Annotated in this window: 21 protein-coding genes, 2 tRNA genes and 1 pseudogene; 13 read left to right on the top strand and 11 right to left on the bottom strand. The window is 42.7% G+C overall.

The annotated features are described in order from the left end of the window. Positions 1–5 precede the first annotated feature (5 nt). Together ACU0NF_RS10140 and ACU0NF_RS10135 are read left to right on the top strand one after the other, a co-directional pair. Positions 6–629, top strand: a complete 624-nt coding sequence (locus tag ACU0NF_RS10140) for a DUF1294 domain-containing protein (RefSeq protein WP_445661044.1) — start codon at positions 6–8, stop codon at positions 627–629. A 29-nt stretch (positions 630–658) separates the two neighbouring features. Then, a pseudogene (locus ACU0NF_RS10135) lies at positions 659–1,051 on the top strand (DUF4870 family protein). Between the two features lie 193 nt (positions 1,052–1,244). On the opposite strand, the gene ACU0NF_RS10130 reads toward ACU0NF_RS10135, so the two are convergent. The 6 genes from ACU0NF_RS10130 to hisB form a co-directional block, all read right to left on the bottom strand. Beyond that, the gene (locus tag ACU0NF_RS10130) at positions 1,245–2,147 is read right to left on the bottom strand and encodes a DMT family transporter (RefSeq protein WP_445661043.1); all 903 of its coding nucleotides are present in this window, start codon (positions 2,145–2,147) and stop codon (positions 1,245–1,247) included. A 69-nt stretch (positions 2,148–2,216) separates the two neighbouring features. Then, on the bottom strand, positions 2,217–2,948 hold the full coding sequence (gene hisA, locus ACU0NF_RS10125; RefSeq protein ID WP_445661042.1) for a 1-(5-phosphoribosyl)-5-[(5-phosphoribosylamino)methylideneamino]imidazole-4-carboxamide isomerase: 732 nt from the start codon (positions 2,946–2,948) through the stop codon (positions 2,217–2,219). A gap of 67 nt (positions 2,949–3,015) precedes the next feature. Then, entirely contained in the window at positions 3,016–3,693 is a 678-nt protein-coding gene (locus tag ACU0NF_RS10120) for a 3'-5' exonuclease (RefSeq protein WP_445661041.1), read from the bottom strand. A 105-nt stretch (positions 3,694–3,798) separates the two neighbouring features. Then, positions 3,799–4,332: a DUF805 domain-containing protein gene (locus ACU0NF_RS10115; protein ID WP_445661040.1), complete on the bottom strand. Its 534-nt coding sequence runs from the start codon at positions 4,330–4,332 to the stop codon at positions 3,799–3,801. Positions 4,333–4,498: 166 nt separating this feature from the next. Next, positions 4,499–5,116 carry an imidazole glycerol phosphate synthase subunit HisH gene (gene hisH, locus ACU0NF_RS10110; protein WP_445661039.1) on the bottom strand — a complete coding sequence of 206 codons (618 nt, stop codon included), beginning with the start codon at positions 5,114–5,116 and terminating at the stop codon, positions 4,499–4,501. Then, positions 5,116–5,709, bottom strand: coding sequence for an imidazoleglycerol-phosphate dehydratase HisB (gene hisB / locus ACU0NF_RS10105; protein ID WP_131215223.1), 594 nt, complete (start codon positions 5,707–5,709; stop codon positions 5,116–5,118). Before hisB ends, hisH begins: the two co-directional genes overlap by 1 nt. Before the next feature lie 96 nt (positions 5,710–5,805). Here hisB and ACU0NF_RS10100 point away from each other — a divergent pair, with 96 nt between their 5' ends. The 8 genes from ACU0NF_RS10100 to ACU0NF_RS10065 all read left to right on the top strand — a co-directional run bounded on the left by ACU0NF_RS10100 (position 5,806) and on the right by ACU0NF_RS10065 (position 9,811). Then, complete coding sequence (locus ACU0NF_RS10100; RefSeq protein ID WP_131215219.1) at positions 5,806–6,183, top strand: GNAT family N-acetyltransferase; 378 nt, start codon at positions 5,806–5,808, stop codon at positions 6,181–6,183. Positions 6,184–6,681: 498 nt separating this feature from the next. Beyond that, positions 6,682–6,757 (top strand) — tRNA-Phe (locus tag ACU0NF_RS10095). A 132-nt stretch (positions 6,758–6,889) separates the two neighbouring features. After that, a tRNA-Phe gene (locus ACU0NF_RS10090) sits at positions 6,890–6,965 on the top strand. Positions 6,966–7,073: 108 nt separating this feature from the next. Further along, on the top strand, positions 7,074–7,520 hold the full coding sequence (locus ACU0NF_RS10085) for a hypothetical protein (RefSeq protein WP_445661038.1): 447 nt from the start codon (positions 7,074–7,076) through the stop codon (positions 7,518–7,520). 27 nt (positions 7,521–7,547) lie between these two features. Continuing rightward, a complete protein-coding gene (locus ACU0NF_RS10080; protein ID WP_445661037.1) occupies positions 7,548–7,730 on the top strand; it encodes a hypothetical protein in 183 nt (60 codons plus the stop codon). Positions 7,731–7,924: 194 nt separating this feature from the next. Then, positions 7,925–8,248 (top strand): hypothetical protein, encoded by a 324-nt coding sequence (locus ACU0NF_RS10075; RefSeq protein ID WP_445661036.1) that lies wholly within the window; start codon positions 7,925–7,927, stop codon positions 8,246–8,248. A 27-nt stretch (positions 8,249–8,275) separates the two neighbouring features. After that, a complete protein-coding gene (locus ACU0NF_RS10070) occupies positions 8,276–9,004 on the top strand; it encodes a class I SAM-dependent methyltransferase (RefSeq protein ID WP_131319878.1) in 729 nt (242 codons plus the stop codon). Positions 9,005–9,280: 276 nt separating this feature from the next. Then, entirely contained in the window at positions 9,281–9,811 is a 531-nt protein-coding gene (locus ACU0NF_RS10065) for a hypothetical protein (RefSeq protein WP_445661035.1), read from the top strand. A 98-nt stretch (positions 9,812–9,909) separates the two neighbouring features. Here the strand turns inward: ACU0NF_RS10065 and ACU0NF_RS10060 are convergent, their stop codons facing one another. Further along, positions 9,910–10,497 (bottom strand): hypothetical protein, encoded by a 588-nt coding sequence (locus ACU0NF_RS10060; protein WP_445661034.1) that lies wholly within the window; start codon positions 10,495–10,497, stop codon positions 9,910–9,912. Between the two features lie 295 nt (positions 10,498–10,792). On the opposite strand from ACU0NF_RS10060, the gene tehB reads away from it, so the two are divergent. Beyond that, a complete protein-coding gene (gene tehB, locus ACU0NF_RS10055; protein ID WP_171536317.1) occupies positions 10,793–11,656 on the top strand; it encodes an SAM-dependent methyltransferase TehB in 864 nt (287 codons plus the stop codon). 284 nt (positions 11,657–11,940) lie between these two features. On the opposite strand, the gene ACU0NF_RS10050 is transcribed toward tehB, so the two are convergent. The 4 genes from ACU0NF_RS10050 to ACU0NF_RS10035 all read right to left on the bottom strand — a co-directional run bounded on the left by ACU0NF_RS10050 (position 11,941) and on the right by ACU0NF_RS10035 (position 17,748). Continuing rightward, entirely contained in the window at positions 11,941–12,636 is a 696-nt protein-coding gene (locus ACU0NF_RS10050) for a hypothetical protein (protein WP_445661033.1), read from the bottom strand. Between the two features lie 186 nt (positions 12,637–12,822). Continuing rightward, a complete protein-coding gene (gene fadA, locus ACU0NF_RS10045) occupies positions 12,823–13,995 on the bottom strand; it encodes an acetyl-CoA C-acyltransferase FadA (RefSeq protein WP_131383162.1) in 1,173 nt (390 codons plus the stop codon). Positions 13,996–14,007: 12 nt separating this feature from the next. Beyond that, positions 14,008–16,161: a fatty acid oxidation complex subunit alpha FadB gene (gene fadB / locus ACU0NF_RS10040; protein ID WP_171536319.1), complete on the bottom strand. Its 2,154-nt coding sequence runs from the start codon at positions 16,159–16,161 to the stop codon at positions 14,008–14,010. Positions 16,162–16,698: 537 nt separating this feature from the next. Beyond that, complete coding sequence (locus tag ACU0NF_RS10035) at positions 16,699–17,748, bottom strand: AAA family ATPase (protein WP_445661032.1); 1,050 nt, start codon at positions 17,746–17,748, stop codon at positions 16,699–16,701. A 190-nt stretch (positions 17,749–17,938) separates the two neighbouring features. On the opposite strand from ACU0NF_RS10035, the gene uvrC reads away from it, so the two are divergent. Next, the gene (gene uvrC, locus ACU0NF_RS10030; RefSeq protein ID WP_445661031.1) at positions 17,939–19,738 is read left to right on the top strand and encodes an excinuclease ABC subunit UvrC; all 1,800 of its coding nucleotides are present in this window, start codon (positions 17,939–17,941) and stop codon (positions 19,736–19,738) included. Between the two features lie 109 nt (positions 19,739–19,847). Beyond that, positions 19,848–20,642 carry a thioesterase family protein gene (locus tag ACU0NF_RS10025; RefSeq protein ID WP_445661030.1) on the top strand — a complete coding sequence of 265 codons (795 nt, stop codon included), beginning with the start codon at positions 19,848–19,850 and terminating at the stop codon, positions 20,640–20,642. The last annotated feature ends 103 nt before the right edge of the window (positions 20,643–20,745 follow it).

Here is a 20,745-nt window from a genome sequence, read left to right as displayed (position 1 = left end):
TAGAAATGCGCGATCAGGGGCGATTAGTCGAATGGTTTGATGACAAAGGCTATGGTTTTATTCAACCGAACGATGCCTCGAAAGATCGCGTGTTTTTACACATTAAGGATTTTGCCCGTCAAGGTCCACGCCCGATTGTCGGCTGTGCACTGGAATATACGGTCTTGCTGGATGGGGACGGACGTTTCCGTGCGCAGCAGGTGATGTACCTCAAAGCCTCGCAAACACAAAAAATATTGCCCAAACCGAAAAATGTAAATGGACAGCAGCAAAAATTAAAACCGATGCAAATCGCCTGTATTGCTTATATTTTGGCTTTGGCTGTTTTCACTCTTCTGGGAATGTTAAGTGGAATGGTGTTGTTATTTATTAGCATTGTGAATGCCCTGACTTACTGGCTGTATGCGCAAGATAAAGAGGCGGCTCTACTGGGCAATCGCCGTATCCCTGAACAGAGTTTGCATATTTTATCCTTTCTTGGGGGCTGGCCTACCGCATGGCTGGCACAGGAAAGACTGCGTCATAAAACACAAAAACAACCGTTTAGAAAGATTTATTTTTGTACCATAGCCTTAAACATTCTTTTGATTTTATGGCTAATTTCTCCTTTAAATTTCATTAAATTTTAAAGCAGAGCAATTCTTTAAAAGGTATAACAATGAATTATTCTATAGATAAAGACTCCAATCGTACTCTGACTTTAATTCTGTATGTTCTTTATATTATTGCTATTTTTTCAGGTGGCTTACTGGCAGTTATTGCATTAATCATTAACTATGTTAAGCGCAGCGATGTACGTGGCTCTATTTTTGAAAGCCATTTTACCTGGCAAATTCGTACCTTTTGGTGGTATTTATTCTGGAATATTATTGCTTTTATTCCGTTCTTTTTCTTGTTTTTTACCGGTGAAAATACCGACCTGTTCGCGGGTGTGGCACTGATTGCCACCACGTTCTGCCTGAGTGTCATTGGTCTTTCCTAGATCTGGATTGTCTATCGGGCTATTCGCGGCATTATGCGTTTAAATGATAATCAACCGATGTATCAATAACTCAATTTATTCCCCATATTGAAGGCGGCGTTATGCCGCCTTTTTTTGAAAGAGTATCGTTCTAAAAATTGGTAAGTTAGCTTCTCCTTGCAGAGCAATGCTCTTCTTTTTCTAGAAGGGAGGAAACCTGTATCGAAGGATGGATGATCACGTCAGTCATTTCCTCTTTCTCGGGGAGATGAAAATTAAACTCTTAAGGATTTATTTCCTTATTCTTCCTTAAAAACCTCGGTTTCCATTCACTCACAATCACCCCTAACACCACCAGCGCACCTCCTAAAATAGCAACTAAAGGTAAGCGTTCACCAGCCATACGGCCGATCAGTGCCGCCCAAACCGGTTCACCTGAATAAATGATTGCTGCTTGAGAGGGATCAACTTCACGCTGCGCCCAGTTCATCACCAGTTGAATGGCTGCACTGGCCAAGCCCAGTCCACAGAGAATGATCATCAGGGGCCAAGAGAACACAGGGTTCCATACTTCGCCAGCTATTGGCATCATGCAAAAGGCAAAAACAGACGCAAAACCGAGTTGAATCACGGTGACACGGCGAACATTGACTTTACCGGCAAATAAACCAATCAGAATAATTTCAAGGGCAATCGCGATTGAACCGAGAAGGGTAATAATCTGCCCAAAATTCAGCTGGATTTGACCAAAGCCATTGCCGGTCAAAAACACTAAACCGAGAAAAGCCAGTCCTGCACCGCACCACGTCATAATCTGTGGGGTTTTGCGGAATAACAGCCACAATAAAATGGGTACTAAAGGCACATACAGTGCAGTTAAAAAGGCCGATTCACTGCTGCTAATGCTTTTGAGTCCAATGGTCTGTGTGCCATAGCCAATCGCAATCACCAAGCCAATCAGCGCACCGGCAGCAATTTCTTTCAGATTGATTCCGCTTAAATCTTTCCAGGAAAAAAGACAGATAAATAACATTGCTGCGGCAAAACGGCAGCCGACAAAAAACATCGGGCTTGCAAAATTTAAACCGTATTGCACGGTCAGGAATGACCCACCCCAAATCATGGTAATCAGAATTAAGGCAAGTTGCGGGGCTTTGGTTTTAAACTCGGAAGGAGCGTTTGGCATCTCTATACTGCGAAGAAATTGATTGAAATAAAAAAGAGGTCCGAAGACCTCTTAAGGATGAATCAATATTTAGATGGATTGATCATCCCAAAGTGATTGCGCTTCACGAAGGTTTAATGTGCCTTCGTAAATTGCACGACCGGTAATCGCACCTAAAATGCCCGGTTGGCCTTTTAAGTTACGTACGTCGTCAAGATTGGTTACACCGCCAGATGCGATCACCGGCAAACCTGAATAAGTCGCCAAGTTTACAGTCTGTTCGATGTTGACACCTTGCATCATGCCGTCACGGGCGATGTCGGTATAAACAATGCTGGATACACCGGCATCAGCAAAACGTTTTGCCAGATCAGTCGCTTTGATGTCAGTGACATTTGCCCAGCCATCTGTTGCCACCATGCCATTCATGGCATCGATACCGACAATGATGTGACCGGCGAATTTTCTGCAGGCTTCTTCAACAAATTCAGGATCCTGAACTGCTTTAGTCCCGATAATCACAAAAGATACGCCTGCATCCAGGTAATGTTCGATGGTTTCAAGCGAGCGAATACCGCCACCAATTTGAATTGGCAGCTCAGGCTGCGCTCTGGCAATCGCTTCAACCACAGGTTTATGGATGGGCGTACCGGCAAAAGCACCGTTTAAATCAACCAAATGTAAGCGGCGTGCGCCTTCATTTACCCAATGCTGTGCAGTTGCAACTGGATCGTCAGAAAATACGGTATCGTCTTCCATACGGCCTTGTTTTAAACGGACACATTTGCCATCTTTCAGGTCAATTGCAGGGATGATCAGCATGCTTTCGCTCCTTGCCTAATCTCGTTAAAGTTATTGTTTGTCATCTTAGCAAAGTATTTCTAAATCTCTAAGCCTCAGTTTCAGCTTTTATTTTATTCGGGCGAATGCGTAATTTTAATGATGTGTTGGGAATATGTTCAGGCAGTAAGCCCAAACGATGTAATTCTTCAAACACCAGTACCGGCGCATAAGCATCGGCCGCCGCGTATTGAATTTGGGCCGGAGTCAGTGTTTTACGTGCCCAGTTGGAGGTACTGATTTTTTTACTTTTGGGAAAATTCACCTGAAATAAAAGTGCCATGGCATTTTTCAGCCCCATAGGATTGGGGTAACCAAAGGCAGAAAAGCATTTAGACAGTTCAATCACGCTATTCAGCTCAATGCCTTTTTTACGAAAAAGATGCGCATCATTCTTTAAACCAAAGCCGACCTTAATCTGATCGCGACTTTCAAAAACGGGTTTTAGAAATTCCAGTATTTCAGGGTTAATTTGAAATAAATAAGCGCTGTCATGACTGGCTAATTGGATCAGATGCGGCCCGGTTGACACTTCCCCCTTGGCAAAGGTCGGTTTGGATTCGGTATCAAAACCGAGTAAGACACAGCTTTTCAATTCCTGTTCAAGGGCATGACATTGTTCAAGGTTATGAATGAGATGAATCTGTTGCATGGAAAGATTCTGAAACACAGGCAATGCCTGAATTTGTTCTTTGCTGGGTAGCGTTTGAAGCAGAGACTCTTCCATGATAATCAGTACAGTGATTTATTTTAAATTCAGCTTAATCGCTTTTCAGATTTTAGGCAAAAATAAAGCCCATTGATCATGAGCTTTATCCAGAATTTAAAAGCATTAATCCATGTGATCGATACTTTGTTTCATCTGTGCCTGTTGAGCACGAGTCACATAATCTTGATAAGCTGGAAGTGCAATCGCAGCTAAAAAAGCTAAAGGGAAAATTAAAATATAAATCCAGGCCAACACTTTTTCCCAGCCTTTGGTATTACGTCGAGGGCCATATTGGTTGCTTCTGTCATCACCTTTGGCAAAAATCAGGTACAGCATAAAAACAAGATTGATTCCAGGAACCAGGATTAAAAGGGATAACCAGCCGATGTGATTGCGGTCATGCAGGCGGCGAATGGTAAAAACAAAACTAAAATATAATAGGACGATGTAAGCGATCCCGATCAGAACCGTTGCCAGCATGGAAGAGCCAGTCATGGTGGTGGGATCAGCAAGCAAGCCTGGCGAAAAAGCCGCAATAATCCCGATAATGATCAGGATCGAAAAACTCATTAGCATGTTCCAGCCTAGATAAGACAGGCGACCAAAACGTCCACTTGGGCTTAAGGCGGATTCACTGGTTTGATATTTTTGATTCATTTTTTATACCCTATAATTCTAATTATTGTTTAAATATAATGATTTGCATAAATATCATAACAATTAAAATCTATAAAAAACAGTCAAATTTATATAAACCAAGCAATTTGAGCCCATAAAAAAGCCCAACCAGAGTTGAGCTTTTAAAATATCTAAAAATGGAGGCTTAGATTTTCCATTCCACAAAGTTTTTCAATAGTTGCAAACCAGCGGTATGGCTTTTTTCCGGGTGGAACTGGGTCGCAAACAGATTTTCTTTATGCAGCGCGGTACAGAACTCTAAACCATAGTCACAGGTTGCAGCGACCAGAGCCGTATCTTTCGGTTCTACATAGAAGCTATGCACGAAGTAGAAACGCGCATCCTGTTCAATGTCTTTCCACATTGGATGGCTTGGGTCTGCCTGATGTACTTGGTTCCAGCCCATATGCGGCACTTTTAAACCCGCCATTTCTGGGAAATGCTTCACTTCACCTGCAAAAATACCCAGCGCATCTGCACCGCCATTTTCTTCAGAGCGCTGCATCAACGCCTGCATACCGACACAGATCGCAAGAACTGGCTTGTTGAATACGGCATTGCGTACCACTTCATCAATACCGGCTTCATGCATGCCTTGCATACAGTCACGCATTGCGCCTACACCGGGAAATACGATTTTATCGGCCTGGGCAATCAGTTTGGGATCATTGGTCACATCTACAGTGGCACCCACATGTTCCAGGGCTTTGGCTGCTGAGTGTAAATTTCCCATGCCATAGTCAAGAAGGGCAATACGGGTCATTACAAAGTACCTTTGGTTGAAGCAACAGTGTTTTCTGCACGTGGATCAATTTCACAGGCCATACGCAGTGCGCGTGCAAAAGCTTTAAATGTACATTCGATTTGGTGGTGGCTATTTTTACCTTTCAGGTTGTCAATGTGCAGCGTCATTAACGCGTGATTCACAAAACCTTGAAAAAATTCAGAGAATAGATCAACATCAAAGGTACCAATACGGGCGCGAGTGAATGGAATATCCATCCACAAGCCAGGACGACCAGATAAATCGACCACGACACGGCTTAAAGCTTCATCCAGTGGTGCATAAAAATGACCATAACGTCGTAAGCCTTTTTTATCACCCAACGCCTGGGCGAAAGCCTGACCGAGTGTGATACCACAGTCCTCGACAGTATGATGGTCATCGATATCCAGGTCACCATCACAGTGAATATCGATATCGAACAAGCCATGTCGCTTGATTTGATCAATCATATGATCTAAAAATGGAACACCTGTGTTGAGGGTGCCCTGACCCGTACCATCAAGATTCACACGAACTCGGATTTTGGTTTCGTTAGTGTTTCTTACCACTTCACTGATACGTTGCGTCATAGACACGTTCCTCAAAAACGTTAAAAATGATGATGTAAAATGTTTTTTCGCGATGACGAAATCATCGCATATTAGATTGCTCAGGAGGGTTAATCAATGCCTATTACCGTACATGCTTATACTTCACTAGAAAATGACGAAGTGCGCAGCCAGCTTGAGCGACTGTATGACACTAGCCCGGAATTTGGAGATGGGCAGGATGCCATTGAACAACTAGAGCAAAACTTGGCTCAGTATACCTTAGTTTACACAGCAGAATTTAATACTAAGTTGATTGGGGCGATTTGGTGCACTGGACAAGGGGAAAGCAAGATCCTAGAAAATATTGTGGTTCATCCGGCTAACCGTGGACGCGGCGTTGCGGAACGACTGGTGAGCGAAGTCTGCCGTATGGAAGAAGAAAAGGGCGTGAAGACGTTTGAACCGGGCTGTGGCGCCATTCATCGTTGTCTGGCGCATCTGGAAAAAATTTAAGTTTGAATAGATTATAAAAAAATGCCAGTCAGTTAAGAAATTGACTGGCATTTTTTTTATTGTGAATTCATCATGTTATTTGATACACGTAAACGTCATCCGCAATTGTTTGAGGTAGCACAAGATTAAAAAAGTTGCTGTTTATGCGATAAATTCGCTCCACGGTGATAGTGGACGAGTTTTGCGGGTGACAAATGCTTTTGGTTCTTTTGACGAAACAAAAGAACATTCGAGCTCCAAGTATTTGATCTAAAAAAATAAGATTTCGTTGTGAATGACCAAAAGCTAAGAAGTTTATTAAAATCCTTTTAACTGATCAGCATTAAGCCTTGAAACTGTTTTTTATGCTTAAACATAGCTTTGGTTGAAATAGTGAATGAAGTTTTAAATAAAAAATAATCAAACAACTTGAGATTTGCTGTAAAAATAAACGTTTGTTTGAAAAAGCATAAAACCTGCTTGACTGAAAAACACTTAGACTGTTTAATACGCGACATCGGCGTGATAGCTCAGTAGGTAGAGCAACGGATTGAAAATCCGTGTGTCCCCAGTTCGATCCTGGGTCTCGCCACCATATTCAAAATCATCAAGATTTCAATCCCTGATCCCATCAGGGATTTTTTTTGGGCAAAAAATATTCGATCAAATAAAAATGTGATGAATTATATTGACTATTGATGACAGATACGGCTTAATACACCGCATCGGCGTGATAGCTCAGTAGGTAGAGCAACGGATTGAAAATCCGTGTGTCCCCAGTTCGATCCTGGGTCTCGCCACCATATTTGAAAAAACCTCAAACAATGTTTGAGGTTTTTTTTTGTCAGCGTTTTTTGGCTCTGAACTTTTTTCGTATAAAATAACCGCAATAACAATTCGAGAATAAAAAGATGAAAAGAATTGGATGTTCAATCTTAACTTTGCTCTCTGTGCTGCTGACTGCCTGCGGTGGTAGCGGAAGCGGAGACAACTTTAACTCTTCTTTTGAAAAAACGTTTACCTTTGGTTCACAAAGCTATGTTTGCCGCAGTGAAAGGGCAGCCAATGCTTGTGGCGGTGCCAGTCAGGATTGTTCCGCATGTGACTTAGAGTCTGCATCTTCTGTGATTACTCAGGTCTGTGCCCAGCCGGTAGCAAATAGGCATAGAGTCACAACCGATGGCTGCGTGTTAAGACTCACCAATGATACCCAGACCGGCATTTGTACCTCAGAAGGGTTGAGACTGCTTTCAGGGACGAATTTGACTCGGCAGCAAGTCAGTGCAGGGACATTGTTTTCCAGTGGAAGTTTAAGTGTCAATGCTGGCAATTTTACTGAAACCATCACCTGTAATTAATAGTTATTAAAAGCTATGAAATTTTTTATGCCGTTCCTTAGCGGTATTCTCTGTTTTGGATTGGGTTATTTTATTGCCCAGTCCACGCCTGAATCTGTACTGCCTGTTCCTGAGCGACATCAGGATATTGCTGTGGAAAATTTTATTCGCGGATCCAGCAAAAAGCCCAGACTCAGCCTGAAGATCGCCTTGCATTACAACAGCAGCTAAAAAACCAGAAAGCACAGGTTAATTCGGTTATAGATAGCACGACCACTGAACAGGTCAATAAATATCTGGAACAATCCTTTCCGGGCTATGACTTATCCAGTATTCAAAATAAGCACACATTTGCCAAACGTCTGGTCAGTGAATTTGTTGATGCAAAAAATGATCCGAATGAAGTTTTGGCAGGAAAAGCCACGGTGACAACCCAGCAGCAATATGTGGCAAATAGTGTATTGCCGAGGCAGATTTATGCCGGACAGCAGTTATTTGCCCATTTTGATACTTTGGGAAGAGTCCCTAATAACGAGCAGGTTTTTATCCGCTGGAGCAACCGCACTACAGGTGAAATGTTGTTTTTTATGCCACAGCGGATCAGTGGCAATCGGGAGCAGAACTGGGTCAGTCTTAATCCACTGAAAGGCTGGAAAGCCGGGACGTATGATGTTAAGTATTACCAGTTGAATGATCAGCTCAATCCGATAGCCCAGACCAGTTTTGAAATTGAACAGGTGATTGATTAAATTAAGGAATATTTTGGAAATAATTCAATGAAAGACCTCTTTTCCAAGCATAGTCTTCGCTATAAACAAGCCCGCCCAGATTATTCCATTCAAATTGTGAAAGAAATTTTAAAGCATGTGCCGGAGCGGAATTTCGCATGGGATTGTGGAGCAGGGTCTGGACAATTTACCCAGTTATTGGCCCCATATTTCAATTATGTGGTGGCAACCGATATCAGTGAAGCACAGTTGCAGCAAGCGCCTTATTTTGAAAATGTCAGCTATCAGGTGCAGGCAGCCGAGCAGAGCAATCTTCCTGCGCAATCTGTTGACTTGGTTACGGTGGCTCAAGCCATTCACTGGTTTGACTTTGACGCCTTCTATAAAGAAGTTAAACGGGTGCTTAAACCGCAAGGGGTGTTTGTAGCCATTGGTTATGGCTTAATTGAGATACAGGATGCTGCGATTAACAGTTTGGTTCAACAGCTGTACTTTGAAACCTTAAACGGCTATTGGGATGCTGAGCGCCGTTATATTGATGAGCTGTATCAAAGCATTCCATTTCCTTTTAATGAACAGGCTGTACCAGAGATGCATTTGCAATATCAATGGTCTTCGCAGCAACTGTTGAGCTATTTAAAAACATGGTCAGCACTCACGCATTATCAGGAAAAAAACCATCATGACCCGCTGCAGCTTATTTCAAACGCTTTACACGCTGTACCAGAAAATTTAGATGTAACATTTCCTGTCCTGCTACGTGTAGGAATGGTTTAAAAATAAAAAATTAAGCGGCAGGATTGTTGGGCAGTTTTTTGTGGCCAAGCTAGAGCTAAAAAGATGATTTCTGGAAAATTAGCATCATAAAAATTAAAATTTTTAATATAAAATTCATGTATATAAAGATGCCAAATCAAATGATTGTTGAATAAAAATTAAGATGCGACTCAGACCACTTATCTGGGCGAAGGCTACCAAATACAGGGTTTATTATACAATTTTGGGTGTCGACGGTTGTTTGTTTACTTCAATTCATTGTTGAGTAGAACTGCCATGAATCTCCTAAAAAATTTGTCCTGCGCAATTGTAGCGATTGCCGGAAGTTTTTCCATTTGCTCTACTTTTGCTGATATAGCCGATGCCCCTGGATTAAGTCCGTTAACGGAATCCGAGTTAAGAGCTAAAACCACACCAGTCATTCAATATAAATGGCACCCGCAACAAGAGAGGGCTTTGCAGCATCGCATTATGCAGATGCAGATGGATACTCAAAACTTTGTGGTTAATCCGACTATTTTAGCAACCATAGATCTTGTGCCTGATGGACCCATGCCAGATATAAACAGCTTGCCATTGGAACAGCAGCAATATGTTCTGGCCATTGCACAAGGTTTGCAATCACCTGATCCAAGAGAAGGCTTGTATGTTCTGCTTGAACGTTTTGGTATAGACCGTAGCGCAACCAATGTACAAATCGCTCGGGAGCAAATTTCATTGGGTACCTTGGAAAATACTTCGCAAAATGAAGAAATTAGGCAGCTGCAACAACAGCAAAGAACGATACCGAATAATGGTATTCGCTAGTTGGGTAGTATTTAGATAATAAAATTTTTGGCTATAACTAAAAAAGGATGCTCACAAATGGCATCCTTTTTTTTACAGCTAAAATGCGTTAGCGCAAATTAAGCAGCAGATTTTTTAAACCAAGAGAAGAATGATTTTTTCTCAGCTTTTACTTCAGTTTTAACAGCATCTGCCTTTACAGCAACTGCTTCTTTTAGGTCTGCAGTTTTTTCTACAGTAGCATCTTTAGCTTCAGTTGCTTGAGCAACAGTTGCTTCTTTCACTTCAGTAGTTTTTTCTAATACAGCATCTTTTGCTTCAGTTGCTTTAGCAACAGTCACGTCTTTAGCAGCAACAGTTTTAGCGACAACTGTATCTTTCGCAGCTACAGTTTTTTCAGCAGCAGCGTCTTTTACTTGAGCAGTTTTAGCAACAGTCGCGTCTTTCACGTCAGCAGTTTTAGCTACAACCGCGTCTTTAGCCGCTACAGTTTTTTGAGCAGCAGTTTTAGAAACAGCAGCAGTTTTTTCTTTAGTTGCCACCGCTGTGTTTTTAACAGCAGTCGCAGTTTTTGCAGCATCTGCTTTTACTTGTGCTTTTGCAGCAGCAACTTTAGCAGCTGGAGTAGTTTCTACAGCAGTTACAGCCATAGCAGACGTAGTTGCGGCAACTAAAGCGATAGCCAAAGTAGTTTTAATGGTATTCATCGTGGTTACTCAATTGTGAGAATAAAGAGAGATTTTGTACTTTTTATTTTAACGCCAGAGATACTAAATTTTTAAAAGTGAATAGCTTAGGTTTATTCAATTGTGTGAATATTCAACTAAATTTACAGAGTGATAACATGATGTTGCAGAGGAGTTACATTGCTTTTGGAGCCGGATGATTGCATGAGTCATCGGCAAGCAGCTTATTTCAATCTGTGCTTGAACGGGCTATGCTAAAACATCGTCAGCGAATTGATTTCGGACAGATCATTGAAGATTTGGAGCACAGCCTTTTATGCAACAGCTTATTTGTTATAAAGAACTTCCTGTCTGGACACAGCAGAGCATTCCGCAAGGTTTTAAAAATCAGCACAATACCAAAGCCGGTACCTGGGCAAAGCTGACAGTATTCAAGGGTGAGCTGCATTTTGCCATGCTGGAAGAATCGGGTGCTGTGAAGTCTGAGCATGTCTTTAGCCCAGAGCAGCAGCCTCCATTTATTGAACCGCAGGCATGGCATAAGATTGTTTCCGCCAGTGATGACATTGAATGTCAGCTGCAGTTTTACTGTCTGCCACAGGATTATTTTTATAAAAAATATCAGCTTTCCCCCACTCACTCGGAAATTTTGGCTGCTACGCCGTATTTGCAAGGTGGCCGTGCCTTAGATGTCGGCTGTGGACAGGGGCGTAATGCACTGTATTTAAGTCAGCATGGTTTTGAGGTGGATGCCTGGGATGTCAATCCAAGCAGTTTGCAAAAGCTAGAGCAGATTATTCAGTCTGAGCAGATTGATAATATTCAGGTACAACAGCGTGATTTAAATGCAGATCAAAGCATTACCGGTCGTTATGACTTTATTTGCTGTACTGTGGTGATGATGTTTTTAGAAGCTCAAACTGTGAAACCTCTGATTGCGCAGATGCAACAAGCGACTAATGTGAATGGTTTTAACCTGATTGTATGTGCGATGGATACCGATGATATTCCTGCACAGTCTGACTTTCCTTTTACGTTTAAAGCAGGCGAGTTAAGTGCTTTGTACGAGGGATGGAACATTGTGAAATACAATGAAAATGTCGGTGAGTTGCATCGGGTGGATGAACAGGGGAACCGAATTAAACAGCATTTTGCAACGTTGTTGGCGCAGAGGGTTTAATAATATTTGATTGAAAATATTGCGATTTTAACTTTTTAGACAAAATTTAATTCACAATGGAAATTCCCTCTCCTTTTTAAGGATGAGCGTAATTACGCGCAAGAGGGTGAGGATGTTATTAAAAAAACCCCTCATCCTCTTGCGAAGTAACACTTCTCATCCCAAAGGGAGAAGGAACTTTCAATATTAATTTCACTGCCAATTAATGTTTACTTTTTGATTTATCAAAAGATCTATCAAAACTCAAAAAATGAAAAAAAAACGCAATAAGCGGGTTTTTCATCCTACTCAAAAATTTTATCTGCTACCTGGAAAGGGAAGCTCACCACATCAATTGCAATAGCGAAGGGAAATAAGGCCAATTTTTCTAATGGATTTAAAGTTGAATGGCCCTTATAAGTTTCCTTTCCAAGCGTATAGATGGATACCTGATATGGCTTACTCAATGCCTTGAGTGAAGACAGATTATTGGCACGTGGGTAGACCATACCTTCCAGCTTTAAGTTAAAACAGAAACGTTGTGCATTCATTCGATTATCACTTGATGTAGAGCATTCTTCTGCACCATTTTGAATAAAAAAATCGAGATCCTGTTTATTAAAATCTTCCTGTAATTTGACATAAGCCAGGGGCAGAGTACCTTTGAAATAACCATCATTCTTTTCAGAATAAAAACTCAATTCGCGAGTCATTTGAATATTTTTGGGATCTAAGCGATTAATAATAGTGACAAACTGAGTTCCCCCCTGAGTCAGAATATAACTATTTTTATAACCTGCAATCACCAGGCTATTGGCAGGTAAATTGGCAATCGGTTGCGCAGGTCGACCGAAAGCAACCACGCTATCTTCAACCAGATTGACACGAACATCTCGAGTATGTACCGAATCCTTATCGATTAGCTTTTTAGTTGCACAGCCTGATAACACACTGGCGGATAGCATAGAAATAGTAAAAATTTTAAATAAGTTGGCAAACATGAAAGATGCTCCGTTGTTATAAGTATAAGCATGATGAAAGACAGAAAATAAATTTTTATGTTTATAAAATAGATAAATTTATAAATTGCTCTGAGTATATTGAACTTAAACTAAAAAATCATGCAGAAAATCAGTCATAAAAAACCCCGCAATAAGCGGGGTTTCTTTTATCTCAGTATTTAAAGCTTAAACACGTTCGATAATTGTCGCGATACCTTGACCAAGACCAATACACATGGTCGCAAGACCGATTTGTGTATCTTGCTGTTCCATAACGTTCAGCAATGTCGTTGTGATACGCGCACCAGAACAACCCAATGGGTGACCCAGTGCAATTGCACCACCGTTCAAGTTCACACGGTCTTGCTGGTCATAAATGCCTAAGCCTTTAAGAACAGACAAACCTTGTGCAGCAAACGCTTCGTTTAACTCAAAAGTTTGAATATCAGAAATTGACAAGCCAGCACGTTTCAACGCTTTTTGCGTTGCAGGAACAGGACCGTAACCCATGATTGCTGCATCACAGCCTGCAACCGCCATAGAGCGGATGACAGCACGTGGCTTAAGACCCAGCGCTTGCGCACGTTCAGCAGACATCAATAACATTGCAGAAGCACCGTCAGACAACGCTGAAGATGTTGCAGCAGTCACTGTACCGCCTTTAGGGTCAAATGCTGGACGTAAAGCCTTGAATGCTTCAAGGTTAGCATCTGGACGAATTACTTCATCGATGTCACAAAGGATTTTGAAACCGTTTGCATCGTGACCTTCAACACCAATAATTTCGTTTTTGAAACGACCTTCTTGCGTTGCAGCCCAAGCGCGGCGATGTGATTCCACACCAAACGCATCCTGTTCTTCACGGCTAATACCGTTCATACGACCCAACATTTCAGCAGTTAAGCCCATCATGTTAGACGCTTTAGCATAGTGCTTAGACGCTTCAGGGTTCAGGTCAATGCCGTGCATCATGCCTACGTGACCCATATGCTCTACACCACCAATAATGAAGATATCACCTTGGTTAGTCGCAATTTGTGCCGCAGCGGTATGAATTGACTGCATAGATGAACCACAAAGACGGTTTACAGTTTGACCTGCAACAGTTTTTGGTAAGTCAGCAAGCAATGCGATGTTACGCGCAATGTTCATACCCTGTTCTAGGGTCTGGTTTACACAGCCCCAGATCACGTCTTCAACTTCGTTTACATCAAACTGGTTACGAGCAACCAAGGCACGAACTAACTCAGCAGATAAGCTGTCAGCACGTACATTGCGGAACATACCGTTTTTGGTTTTACCCATTGCTGAACGTACGCCATCAACGATGACAACGTCACGTGGATTTAAAGTAGCCATTCACGTTGCTCCTTAACCGTAGAATTTTTTGTTGTTAGCAGCCATGTCACGCAACATTTGTGGCGCTTCATAAGCTTTACCTAAGTGTGCATATTTGTCGCAAAGTGCAACGTATTCAGCAACACCTGTTTGGTCGATGTAACGTGCTGGACCGCCACGGAATGGAGGGAAACCTACACCCATGATCATTGCCATGTCTGCTTCTGAAGCAGTCGCTACAATGTTGTCTTCCAGGCAACGAACTGTTTCGTTACAGAAAGCCAGCATCATACGGTCAATGATTTCTTGCGCGTCAAACTCACGTTTTTCGCCCGTCACTACAGATGCAATCAATTCATACGCTGTAGGATCAACTTTTTTCGCTTTCTTGCCTTTACGGTCTAACTCGTATTTGTAGAAACCAACGTCATTCTTTTGACCCAGACGTTTTGCTTCGTACATGGTTTGAATCGAACCTTTGAAGTCCGGTTTCATACGGTCAGGGAAACCTTCAGCCATGACTTCTGCACCGTGAACGCCGGTATCGATACCGACAACGTCCATCAAGTAAGCAGGACCCATAGGCCAGCCGAATTTTTCCATCACTTTGTCGATTTGCTGGAAGTCAGCACCATCTTTAAGCAATAGATCAAACGCGCCGAAGTAAGGGAACAATACGCGGTTCACAAGGAAGCCCGGGCAGTCGTTAACAACGATTGGCGTTTTACCCATTTTCTGAGCAAGAACAACAGTAGTCGCGATTGCCTCAGCAGATGTCTTCTCACCACGGATCACTTCGACCAACGGCATCATGTGAACTGGGTTAAAGAAGTGCATACCGACGAAGTTTTCAGGACGTTGTAGGCTTTCTGCCAAACGTGTGATTGAAATCGTTGAAGTATTTGATGCAATGATGGTGTTTTCACGAACTGATTTTTCAGTGTCCGCAAGAACCGCAGCTTTGATCTTAGGATTTTCAGTTACTGCTTCGATCACGATGTCCACTTCTTTAAACTCTTCCAAGCTTAAAGTCGGGCGGATGCGAGCAAGGGTTTCACCCATTTTCGCAGGGGTCATTTTTTTGCGTTCAACTTGTTTAGTCAACAATTTGTTCGCTTCAGACATACCCAACGCCAATTGCGGGTTACCAATGTCTTTCATGATGATTGGTGTGCCTTTGCTTGCCGCTTGGTAAGCAATACCGCCACCCATGATACCCGCGCCTAGAACAGCCGCCTGGTTTACAGGATGTGCACCTTTCTCATGTTTTTTCGAAGTTTTTTTCACGAGCTGGTCATTGAGGAATAAACCAATCAATGCACCCGCTTGTGGTGTGATCGCAGCTTTAGCAAAACCTTCAGCTTCAACTTTCAATGCTTCGTTACGTGGGAGGCTTGCACCTGCCTGTAATGAATCAAGAAGAAGTTTTGGCGCAGGATATTGAGCAGGGTTTGCTTTAGCAAGAACCACGCCTTTAGATGAGTTAAACGCCATCATCTGTTCGATTGGGCTGAGTTTAACTGGATCTAGTTTTTCCTGACGTTTTGCTTTCCAGTCAAGGCGACCAGCAATGGCTTGTTTAACCAGGTCAATTGCAGCTGCTTGAAGTTTGTCAGCAGCAACCACCGCATCAACCGCACCGTCTTTCAGTGCAGCATCAGGGCGTTTAGGATTAGCCATCGCCATCCATTCAACCGCATTGTCGATACCAATCACACGGCTTAAACGAACTGTACCACCGAAGCCCGGGAAGATGCCCAGTTTGATTTCAGGCAGACCGACTTGAGCTGCTTCTGACATGACACGGTAGTCACATACTAAGCACATCTCAAAACCACCGCCCAATGCCATACCATTGATTGCAGCAACTTTAGGAATGTCTAAATCTTCAAAGCTGTTGAAAATTTCGTGAACAGGCATTGCCCAATCCACAATTGCTTTTTCGCCTTGAGCAAAGTTATCACCAAATTCAGTGATGTCTGCACCTACGATAAATGTTGATTTACCAGAGGTAACGATTAAACCTTTAACGTCGCTATTTGCTTTAACAGCGTCAATTGCGGCTTTAAAGTCTTCAATCGTTGCACGGTTAAATTTGTTGACCGACTCACCTTGTAAGTCAAAGCGGAATTCTGCAATTCCGTCCGAAAGCATTTGGACGGTAATGGCATTGCCAGCGTGGATCATGCCTGATCTCCTTTATTTTGGAGGACTTATTAAGTTGATGTTCTGAAGCATGTACGCATTTCCCGCGCACATCGAGCTTCGCTAATCTTACGATAACTATATCCAAAAAGAACATAACAAGTTGTATCAAGCCGTGACGCAAGGGTCATCAATTTTTTTTCAACAAACCCGTGTGATGGACAGCTTTACTTTTACTGTGTTTTGTAAAAATGTAATGAACTTTTTGTTTAAATTAAGATTTTTTAATCATTTCGTGGTTGTTTATATCGGGTGTAAGTTGCGGATTTCAAGTTTTTTATGCGCTTGTTTTGGTCTAAAAAGTCAATTGAGCCAAATTTTTAACTCAATGACGTCCTCATTGCTGCAAAGTTTTAAGTTGAATATGGCAAATTGGCAGCATTGAGGCATATTTCATTTGGATAAAAATGAACGTATTTGCAGTCAAATACGCTGCCGAACGTTTGACTGCAACAATGATTATTTAGATGATTGTCTGGAGGATGATTAAGCTAATTGTTTAGCTAATTATTTAAAGAATTATTCGGGCTGAATTATCAATTGTCCAGCATCAACATTCACCGTGAGCTGGTTTTTTTCCGGATAATTTAAAAAGTAAATCGCCAGAATCGGTTCCAGTTCGGTTCGCATCCTGCGGGCCAAATGGCGTGCGCCAAAACGAATATCATGACCTTTGTAGAAGTGAGCTTTGGCGGCATCAGTTAAAGCCACAGCACGCTTTTGATGCTGTAGTCGCTGATTGAGTTTTTCCAGTTCAATTTCGACTAATTTGGGTAAGGCATCATCCTGCACCGCCTGATAATGCAAACTGCGATCAATCCGGTTTAAAAATTCAGGATCGAATTTTTTAAACATGACTTTTTCAATAATGGTTTTGGTCGGTAATTTTTTAAGGCAAATATCCTGCATTTTCTTGGGCAAAAAATTCAGTTTATCCAGGTATTGCTGCGCAGCTTGTGCACCGACATTACTGGTCATAAAGATCATGCAGTTGCGAAAATCGATGGTCTTGGTGCCGGAGGTTAAAGTCAGCTTGCCGGTATCCAGCACATTCATTAAACCGCGAATGACTTCGGTGGAGGCTTTCTCCAACTCATCAAACAGCACAATGCCCGGGCGGGTATGGGAACCTGCAATGGCGGTTTCATCAAACAGGCTATGGCCTTCTTTAGAGCCGACATAACCGGGAGGGGCACCGGTAATGGCTGCGGCATAATGCTCTTGCGCCAAGGTGTTCATATCAATACGGCAAAAAGCATCGCTACGGCCATAAATGGCTTCACTAATTAAGCGCACGGTTTCAGTTTTGCCGACACCGGTTGGCCCGAGCATTAAGGTCACAGATAAAGGGCGTTCAGGACTGGAAAAATCGGCTTTGATCACATGCAGCATTTTTTCGATTTCCTGCAGTGCCGCATCCTGTCCAATAATTCGGGTATGCAACAATTGCATCACCTGTTTAGGTTCAAAATGAAAACGAGATTTGCCAATCAGTTTATCTTTTTCAGACGTGCTATGCGTTGAAGTTACAGGCTTAACGATATGCATGGCATGATTGTGGGTCGTCATTCAGTTTGATCCAAATTTTTCAGATGGCTTGAGCATAGCAAAATAAGCCAGATTTACTTATAGCTTTTAGCAATCAGGTGATTGTTAGAACTTTGTATGATTACGGGAAAAATACCGAATTGGCTTGAAAATGGCGTGAAAACCATCACATCATGTAGCAAAGCAGACATCATTATGAATAAGGCTGAATGTGAACGAAAACGCACGTGAAAATATTGAAAAGATTTTAGCCAATATGACCACTTTGCCCGGTGTTTACCGCATGTTAGGCAAAGACGGCGAATTACTGTATGTCGGTAAAGCCAAGAATCTAAAAAACCGCGTGTCGAGTTACTTCGTTAAAACCATCGAGCATCCCAAAACACAGGCTTTAGTGGCACGTATTTATGATATTGAAACGCTGATTGTCCGTTCCGAAACCGAAGCCTTATTGCTTGAACAAAACCTGATTAAGTTGCATCGTCCGCCATACAACATTATGTTGCGCGATGATAAATCTTACGTCTATATCTTTGTTTCCAGTGACAAGCCTTATCCGCGCATTGCCAGTGGTCGAGGCAAAGGCAAGCATCAGGTCGGCAAGTTCTTTGGACCTTATCCGAGTGCCTATAATGCCCGTGACACCTTGGTGGTATTACAAAAACTGTTTAATGTGCGCCAGTGTGAAAACAGCTATTTCTCCCAGCGTAAACGTCCCTGTTTGCAGTACCAAATCAAGCGCTGTACCGCGCCCTGCGTGGGTTTGATTTCACCTGAAGATTATCAGGAAGATGTGAATAACTCGATCCGCTTTTTACAGGGTGATACCAAAGAGCTGAATCAGGAACTGATTGCCAAAATGGAAGCGGCAGCTGAAGGGCTGGAATTTGAAAAGGCGGTATTTTACCGTGACCGTATGGCATTGCTACGTGATGTGCAATCCCAACAGGCGATTTATAAAGTCAAAGGTGAAGCCGATATTCTGGCGATTGCCTATCATGCAGGTGTGACCTGTGTGCAGATTATGCATGTACGCAATGGCAAAATGCTCGGCGGTAAAAGCTACTTCCCGGATATGTTGGGTGATGATCTGGGGCAAATGCTGTCGGACTTTATGGCAAACTTTTATTTTCAGGTCGCAGATGAAGTTCCTGCCGAGCTGATCATTAATACCGAATTACCCGATCACAAAGAACTGGAACAGGCGCTGCAACAGGAATTTGGCAAGAAAGTGCAGATTAAGCACAACGTCCGCGAAACCCGTGCCGAGTGGTTAGAGCTGGCCAATATGAATGTACAGCATGCCATTAAAGGGCAGTTGGCCAATCATTTTGAACTGAATGAACGATTCCATCAGCTAGAAAGTGTGGTCGGTCGCCCGATTGACCGGATTGAATGCTTTGATATCTCGCATACGATGGGTGAAGCCACAATTGCTTCATGTGTGGTATTCGATTCAGGCGGTGCGCGGAAACGGGATTATCGCCAGTTTTCCATTGAAGATATTACTGGCGGTGATGACTATGCGGCCATGCGTCAAGCGCTGACCCGTCGCTATAAAAAAGCCATGTTGCCCGATTTACTGCTGATTGATGGCGGTAAAGGTCAATTGCATATGGCGATGCAAGTGATGCAGGATCTGGGACTGGATGCGTTTATGGTCGGGGTATCTAAAGGTGAGGGGCGTAAACCGGGTTTAGAAACCTTACATTTTACCGATGGTACCAAAATCCAGTTGCCTGAAGACCATAAAGCGCTGCATCTAATTCAGCAGGTGCGTGATGAAGCGCATCGTTTTGCCATTACCAAACACCGCGCCAAACGCGACAAGAAACGTGGTTCCTCGGTCCTGGAAGTTATTCCGGGTCTTGGTCCGAAACGCCGCCGTGATTTGCTGACCCATTTTGGCGGGATTCAAGGCGTACTGAAAGCTTCAGAAAATGACTTGAAACTGGTTCCCGGTTTGGGAGATGTCATGGCGAGAACCATTTATAAAGTTTTGCATGAATAAAGGGCAGGATAGTGACAAAAAAGTTCAAATAATCATGAATAAGTGGTCATTTACAACAATTAAAAATGAGTGAAAGATAGAGCAAATTAAAAATTCCAGAGGACTACGGATGTCACTGCGCCAATTATTCACAGAAATTGAACAAGATGAATGGGTGAATATTCCCCAAGGTTGGCTACAAGGGCGCACCATTTATGGTGGTCTGGTCGCCGGGATGATGATGCAAAAGGCATTGGTGACGATTGCCGATCCGTCAAAACGCCTGTTAAGCACCAGTGTGACTTTTGTCGGCCCGGTACAGCAAAGCCAGGTCAGACTGACCGCGGAAATTTTACGGCAAGGCAAGTCGGTAACCACCATCGAAGTGCGGCTATGGCAAGATGATGCGGTACAAAGTATCTTGATTGCCAGTTTTGGTACCCATCGTGAGTCGACCATTTCAGTAGAACAACAACGAATTGCACCTGAGTTTCCCGCAGTTGAAAATTTAACCATTGTTCCGCCACTCCCTTTGGCACCCCAGTGTTTTCAGCAAATGGATCTAGTTTGGGTCGAAGGTCAATATCCATGTACCGCGAGTGAAAAGCCTGACTTTAGTGGCTGGATGCGTTTTAATCCTGAGCGGCATGACAACCGGGAAATGACCGTGGCTGACTTGATGGTGGCATTTGATATGTGGCCACCGGGGGTATTGCCCATGTTTAAAAGCTTTGCACCGGCCAGCTCACTGACTTGGCATGTGACTTATGTGCATCCCTTAAATAGCCATTTGCAGGATTGGTTTAAATATAAAGTATTTACCGATTATGCAGCAGAAGGCTATTCCACTGAATATGCCCATCTTTGGGATGCCGAGAATCGACTGATTGCGATTTCCAGACAAACAGTTACCGTGTTTGCCTAGTGACACTTTATGGCAATTCGTATAAAGTGAGTCTGAATTAACGATGAATCCATCCCAATATATGTGTGGTTTTTCATTGTGCATAAAGGGGAAAAATTGGCGG

This window comes from Acinetobacter sp. F16 (assembly GCF_052712855.1).
This window is presented reverse-complemented; position numbering and strand designations above follow the sequence as displayed.